This is a genomic window from Bradyrhizobium sp., from assembly GCF_016462955.1.
Taxonomy (GTDB): domain Bacteria; phylum Pseudomonadota; class Alphaproteobacteria; order Rhizobiales; family Xanthobacteraceae; genus Bradyrhizobium.
In genome coordinates this window covers 1-4,607 of sequence record NZ_JAEMSD010000275.1, presented here as the reverse complement: position 1 = coordinate 4,607, position 4,607 = coordinate 1, and the positions used below count along the sequence as shown (strand labels likewise).

At 64.3% G+C, this 4,607-nt stretch carries 5 protein-coding genes; 2 read left to right on the top strand and 3 right to left on the bottom strand.

Going from position 1 to position 4,607, the window contains the following annotated elements:
* The 3 genes from JHD07_RS24370 to JHD07_RS24360 all read right to left on the bottom strand — a co-directional run.
* The coding region (locus JHD07_RS24370) for a transglutaminase family protein (protein WP_291626684.1) at positions 1–603 on the bottom strand (603 nt) is incomplete at its 3' end.
* Positions 604–720: 117 nt separating this feature from the next.
* Complete coding sequence (locus JHD07_RS24365; protein ID WP_291626682.1) at positions 721–1,665, bottom strand: alpha-E domain-containing protein; 945 nt, start codon at positions 1,663–1,665, stop codon at positions 721–723.
* A 4-nt stretch (positions 1,666–1,669) separates the two neighbouring features.
* Complete coding sequence (locus tag JHD07_RS24360; RefSeq protein ID WP_291626681.1) at positions 1,670–3,088, bottom strand: circularly permuted type 2 ATP-grasp protein; 1,419 nt, start codon at positions 3,086–3,088, stop codon at positions 1,670–1,672.
* 279 nt (positions 3,089–3,367) lie between these two features.
* Between JHD07_RS24360 and JHD07_RS24355 the strand changes: the two genes are divergently transcribed.
* Positions 3,368–4,105 carry a molybdopterin-binding protein gene (locus tag JHD07_RS24355; protein WP_291626679.1) on the top strand — a complete coding sequence of 246 codons (738 nt, stop codon included), beginning with the start codon at positions 3,368–3,370 and terminating at the stop codon, positions 4,103–4,105.
* A 28-nt stretch (positions 4,106–4,133) separates the two neighbouring features.
* On the top strand, positions 4,134–4,607 hold a 474-nt coding region (gene gpt / locus JHD07_RS24350), incomplete at its 3' end, for a xanthine phosphoribosyltransferase (protein WP_291626676.1).

Sequence of the window (4,607 nt, the reverse complement as noted above, 5' to 3'; positions counted from 1 at the left end):
CTGATGCACCGTGTCGTCTGCCCGCAGGAAATGGCCGGAGACGAAGCGCGCCGGCACGCCGCCGGCCCGGGCGCAGGCGATGAAGATGTGCGCGTAATCCTGGCAAACGCCGCGCTTGAGCGTGAACGCCTCGGCCGCTGACGTTCCGCTGTTGGTGGGGTCCTCATCGAACGTCATGTGATCGCCGATCTCGGTCATCAGCGCGTGCAGGAAGCCGAGCGTGTCGCTCTCGGCCTCGCTGCGCAGCTGGCGCGCGACCGCCGTCATCGCCGGATTGACGGCGGTGAGGTCGGTGGCGCGCAGGAACATGCCGGCCGGGAAACGCTCGTCGGCGCCGCGCAGCACGCCGCCGGTGTCGTTGGTCTCGATCAGCCCTTCGGCGGTGATCTGGATGTCGCCGACGGGCCCGCAGGACAGCACATGGGTGACGTTGCCGAACGCGTCCTCGTGCATCTCGAGCTTGGTGTCGGTGGAGACGTCGATCTGCCATTCCGCGACGTATTGCCCATCATGGCTGCCCGGCGTCATGCGCAGAATCTGGATCACGCCGGAGGCCGGCGGCTCGTAGCGATAGGTCGTGGTGTGCAGGATTCGCAGGCGCATGGTGTTTCTAGACGGTCATTCCGGGATGGCGCGAAGCGCCAGACCCGGAATCTCGAGATTCCGGGTTCGATGCTTCGCATCGCCCCGGAATGACGAAGGGTGAAGGTTTCAGTCTGACTAGATCAAATACTGCTTCGTGATGATTTCGCCCAGCCTGGAATTGTCGGAGATGAATTCCTGAATGAATTCATGCACGCCATGCTGGAAAATGTCGTTCATGTTGCTGTGTTCCAGCCGGTTGCGGATGCCGCGGGCGTGGCGTTGGGCCGGGCCCTGGCGGCCATAGGCGACGCCGATCTGGTCGAGGTTGCGCACGAGGTTGCCGTAGCAGCTCGCCAGCGAGCGCGGCAGCGTGTCGTTGAGGATCAGGAGGTCCGCGATCAGCCACGGCTTCAGCGTCTCGCGATAGACCCAGTGATAGGCGGTCAGCGCCGAGACCGAGCGCAGGATCGAGCTCCACTGGTAGAAGTCGAGCGGGCCGCCGACATGCTCCTCCTCGGGCAGCAGCACATGGTACTTCACGTCGAGGATGCGGGCGGTGTTGTCGGCGCGCTCGAGGTGCACGCCCATGCGCGAGAACCAATAGGCGTCGTTGCGCAGCATGGTCCGGTAGGCCGAGCCGTCGAAGCGCAGCGAGGTCTCCTGCACGAAGCGGAGGAATTTGGCGAGGTCCTCGCGCGTCGAGGTGCCCTTGCTCCAGACCGCCTGGAGCTCGATCCAGGCCGAGTTGATGGTGTCCCACATCTCGCTGGTGAGTGCGGTGCGCACCGAGCGGGAGTTCAGCCGGGCCGCCTCGATGCAGTTCCGGATCGAGGACGGGTTGTTCGGCGAGAACGAGAGATATTCGACGACATTGTGCTCGTTGGCTTCCTCATAGGCTTGATAGAAGCTGGCGGCGACGCCGGCGGTGAGCAGCGCCGAATCCCATTCATTGGTCTTGCCGATATAGGCGGCGGGAAGCGCGGTGACGCGCAGCGTCGCATCGATGGTGCGCGCGAGATATTCGGCCCGTTCGACGTAGCGGGCGAGCCAGTAGAGGTTTTCGGCGGTGCGCGACAGCATCTCTCTACTCGTCCAGGATCCAGGTGTCTTTGGTGCCGCCGCCCTGGCTCGAATTGACCACCAGCGAGCCTTCCTTGAGCGCGACGCGGGTGAGACCGCCGGGCACGATGGTGGTGCTCTTGCTGCCCGTGAGCACGAAGGGCCTGAGATCGACATGCCGCGGGGCAAGGCCCGATGCGGTGCAGGTCGGGCAGGTCGAGAGCGCCAGCGTCGGCTGCGCGATGAAGCCTTCCGGCTCGCGCTTGAGCTTGTCGCGGAACGCTTCGATCGTCGCTTTGGTCGCAGCAGGGCCGATCAGCATGCCGTAGCCGCCCGAGCCGTGCACTTCCTTGACGACGAGTTCGCTCAGATTGTCCAGCACATAGGCGAGGTCCTTCGGCTCGCGGCAGCGCCAGGTCGGCACGTTCTTCAGGATCGGCTCCTCGCCGAGATAGAACTTCACGATGTCGGGCATGTAGGAGTAGATCGCCTTGTCGTCGGCGATGCCGGTGCCGACGGCGTTGGCGAGCGTGATGTTGCCGGCAGCGTAGGCCGACATCAGGCCGGGCACGCCGAGCACGGAGTCGGGACGGAAGGTGAGGGGATCGAGGAAATCGTCGTCGACACGGCGATAGATCACGTCGACCCGCTTCAGCCCTTCCGTCGTCCGCATGAATACTTCGTTGTTCTTGACCACGAGGTCGCGGCCTTCGACCAGCTCGATGCCGAGCTTGTCGGCCAGGAACGAGTGCTCGTAATAGGCTGAGTTGTAGACGCCGGGCGTAAGCAGGGCCACGGTCGGCTCGCCGGAGGCGCTTTGCGGCGCGACCGAGCGGAGCGCCGAGAGCAGCTCGTCCGGGTAGCGCTCGACCGGCGCCACCTTGTGGCGGGCGAACAGATCCGGAAACAGCCGCATCATGATCTCGCGGTTTTCCAGCATGTAGGACACGCCCGACGGGGTGCGGGCGTTGTCCTCGAGCACGATGAAGTCCTCGGCGTCGACGCGGACGATGTCGATGCCGGCGATGTGCACGTAGACGTCGTGCGGCACCTGCTGGCCGTTCATCTCGGGCCGGAACACCGGGTTCTGGAAGATCAGATCGTCGGGCACGATTTCGGCGCGGAGGATGTCGCGTCCATGATAGATGTCGCGCAGGAACATGTTGAGCGCGCGCACGCGCTGCTTCAGGCCCTTCTCCAGCCGCGCCCATTCGTTGCCGGACATGATCCGCGGGATCACGTCGAAGGGGATCAGGCGTTCGGTCGATTCCGAATCCCCGTACACCGCGAAGGTGATGCCGATGCGGCGGAATAGGAGTTCGGCTTCCTGACGGCGATATTCGAGCGCCTCTGGAGGCGTCTCCTTTAGCCAGCGGGCGAGCTCCTGATAGGCGGGACGAAGATCCCCGCCGGGAATATTCATTTCGTCAAACGCGACTGCCATAGATCCCGACTGCTCTCCCCCAGGCGTAGCGGCACCGGTCGGGTCGTTCGGCCTTGTTGAAGACCGCAACGACCTGTGGCCATGCGGCAAGAGTGCATGACTTTGATGTGGTAGCAAGGGCCGGGCCAGCGCGATAAGCATGGAGGAGGGGCATTTGCCGGCGAGGGCCGGCGGCCTGCCTGAAAAAATGGCTGAGGACTGCTTATTTCGGAAGCAAAACCACGTGACTTCAACGCGTTACCTCGGCAAAGTCGGCGTCACAGGTGAGGGACTTAAGGCATGAGCGACATCGTCACGGCGGGCATTCTGGTCATTGGGGACGAAATCCTGTCGGGCCGGACCAAGGACAAGAATATCGGCTTCATCGCCGAATACCTGACCAATATCGGCATCGACCTGAAGGAGGTCAGGGTCGTCTCCGACGACGAGGCCGACATCATCGCGGCCCTGGACGCACTGCGGCATCGCTACACCTACGTTTTCACGACGGGCGGCATCGGACCGACGCATGACGACATCACCGCCGATGCCGTCGCCAAGGCGTTCGGCGTCGGTATCGACCACCATCCGGAGGTCGTCGCCCGCTTCCGCGAGCGCTGGAGCGAGCAGGACCTCAACGAAGCCCGCCTGCGCATGGCCCGCATTCCCGACGGTGCCGAGCTGATCCAGAGCGCGACCATCCTTGCGCCCGGCTTCAAGATCGGCAATGTCATCGTCATGGCCGGCGTGCCGGCGATCATGCAGGCAATGATGGACATCGTCGCGCCCAAGCTGAAATCGGGCGTGCGCATGCTCTCCGAGCAGGTTCGCGCCAATGCGCGTGAGGGCGACATCGGCGGCCCGCTGCGGGAGATCGCCGCCGCCCATCCCGACACCATCATCGGCAGCTATCCCTTCATGGACGAGGAGCAGAAGCCCAACACCAATCTGGTGGTGCGCTCGCGCGATCCGGAGAAGCTGGCGGCGGCGATGACGGCGGTGAAGGAAATGCTGGCGGGATTGAACGTCACACGCTAGCACCGCCCTGACGCAGCAGGAGACGACAATGGCTGGTGAAGCACCGGAACTGAGTGCGCAGGAGCGGGCGGGCAGGGCCTTTCCGGTCTCGTGGGACCAGTTCCACCGGGACTGCCGGGCGCTGACCTGGCGGCTCAACGAGGTCGGTCCGTTCCACGCGGTGATCGCGATCACCCGTGGCGGCCTGGTGCCGGCCGCGATCGTGGCGCGCGAGTTAGGCGTGCGCGTGATCGACACGGTTTGCATCGCCAGCTACGACCACAACAAGCAGGGCGAGCTCCAGGTGCTCAAGGGCATTTCCGAGGCGACCATGACGCTCGGCGGCGGTACCGGCAAGGGACTGTTGATCGTCGACGACCTCGTCGACACCGGCAAGACCGGCAGAATGGTGCGCGAGATGCTGCCGGATGCGCATTTCGCCACCGTCTATGCCAAGCCGATGGGACGCCCGCTGGTCGACACCTTCATCACGGAAGTCTCGCAGGACACCTGGATCTTCTTC

Bases quoted from the DNA above. Each gene is read 5' to 3' on its own strand.
- JHD07_RS24365 (WP_291626682.1), bottom strand. From the start codon at position 1,665: ATGCTGTCGCGCACCGCCGAAAACCTCTACTGGCTCGCCCGCTACGTC.
- JHD07_RS24360 (WP_291626681.1), bottom strand. From the start codon at position 3,088: ATGGCAGTCGCGTTTGACGAAATGAATATTCCCGGCGGGGATCTTCGT.
- JHD07_RS24355 (WP_291626679.1), top strand. From the start codon at position 3,368: ATGAGCGACATCGTCACGGCGGGCATTCTGGTCATTGGGGACGAAATC.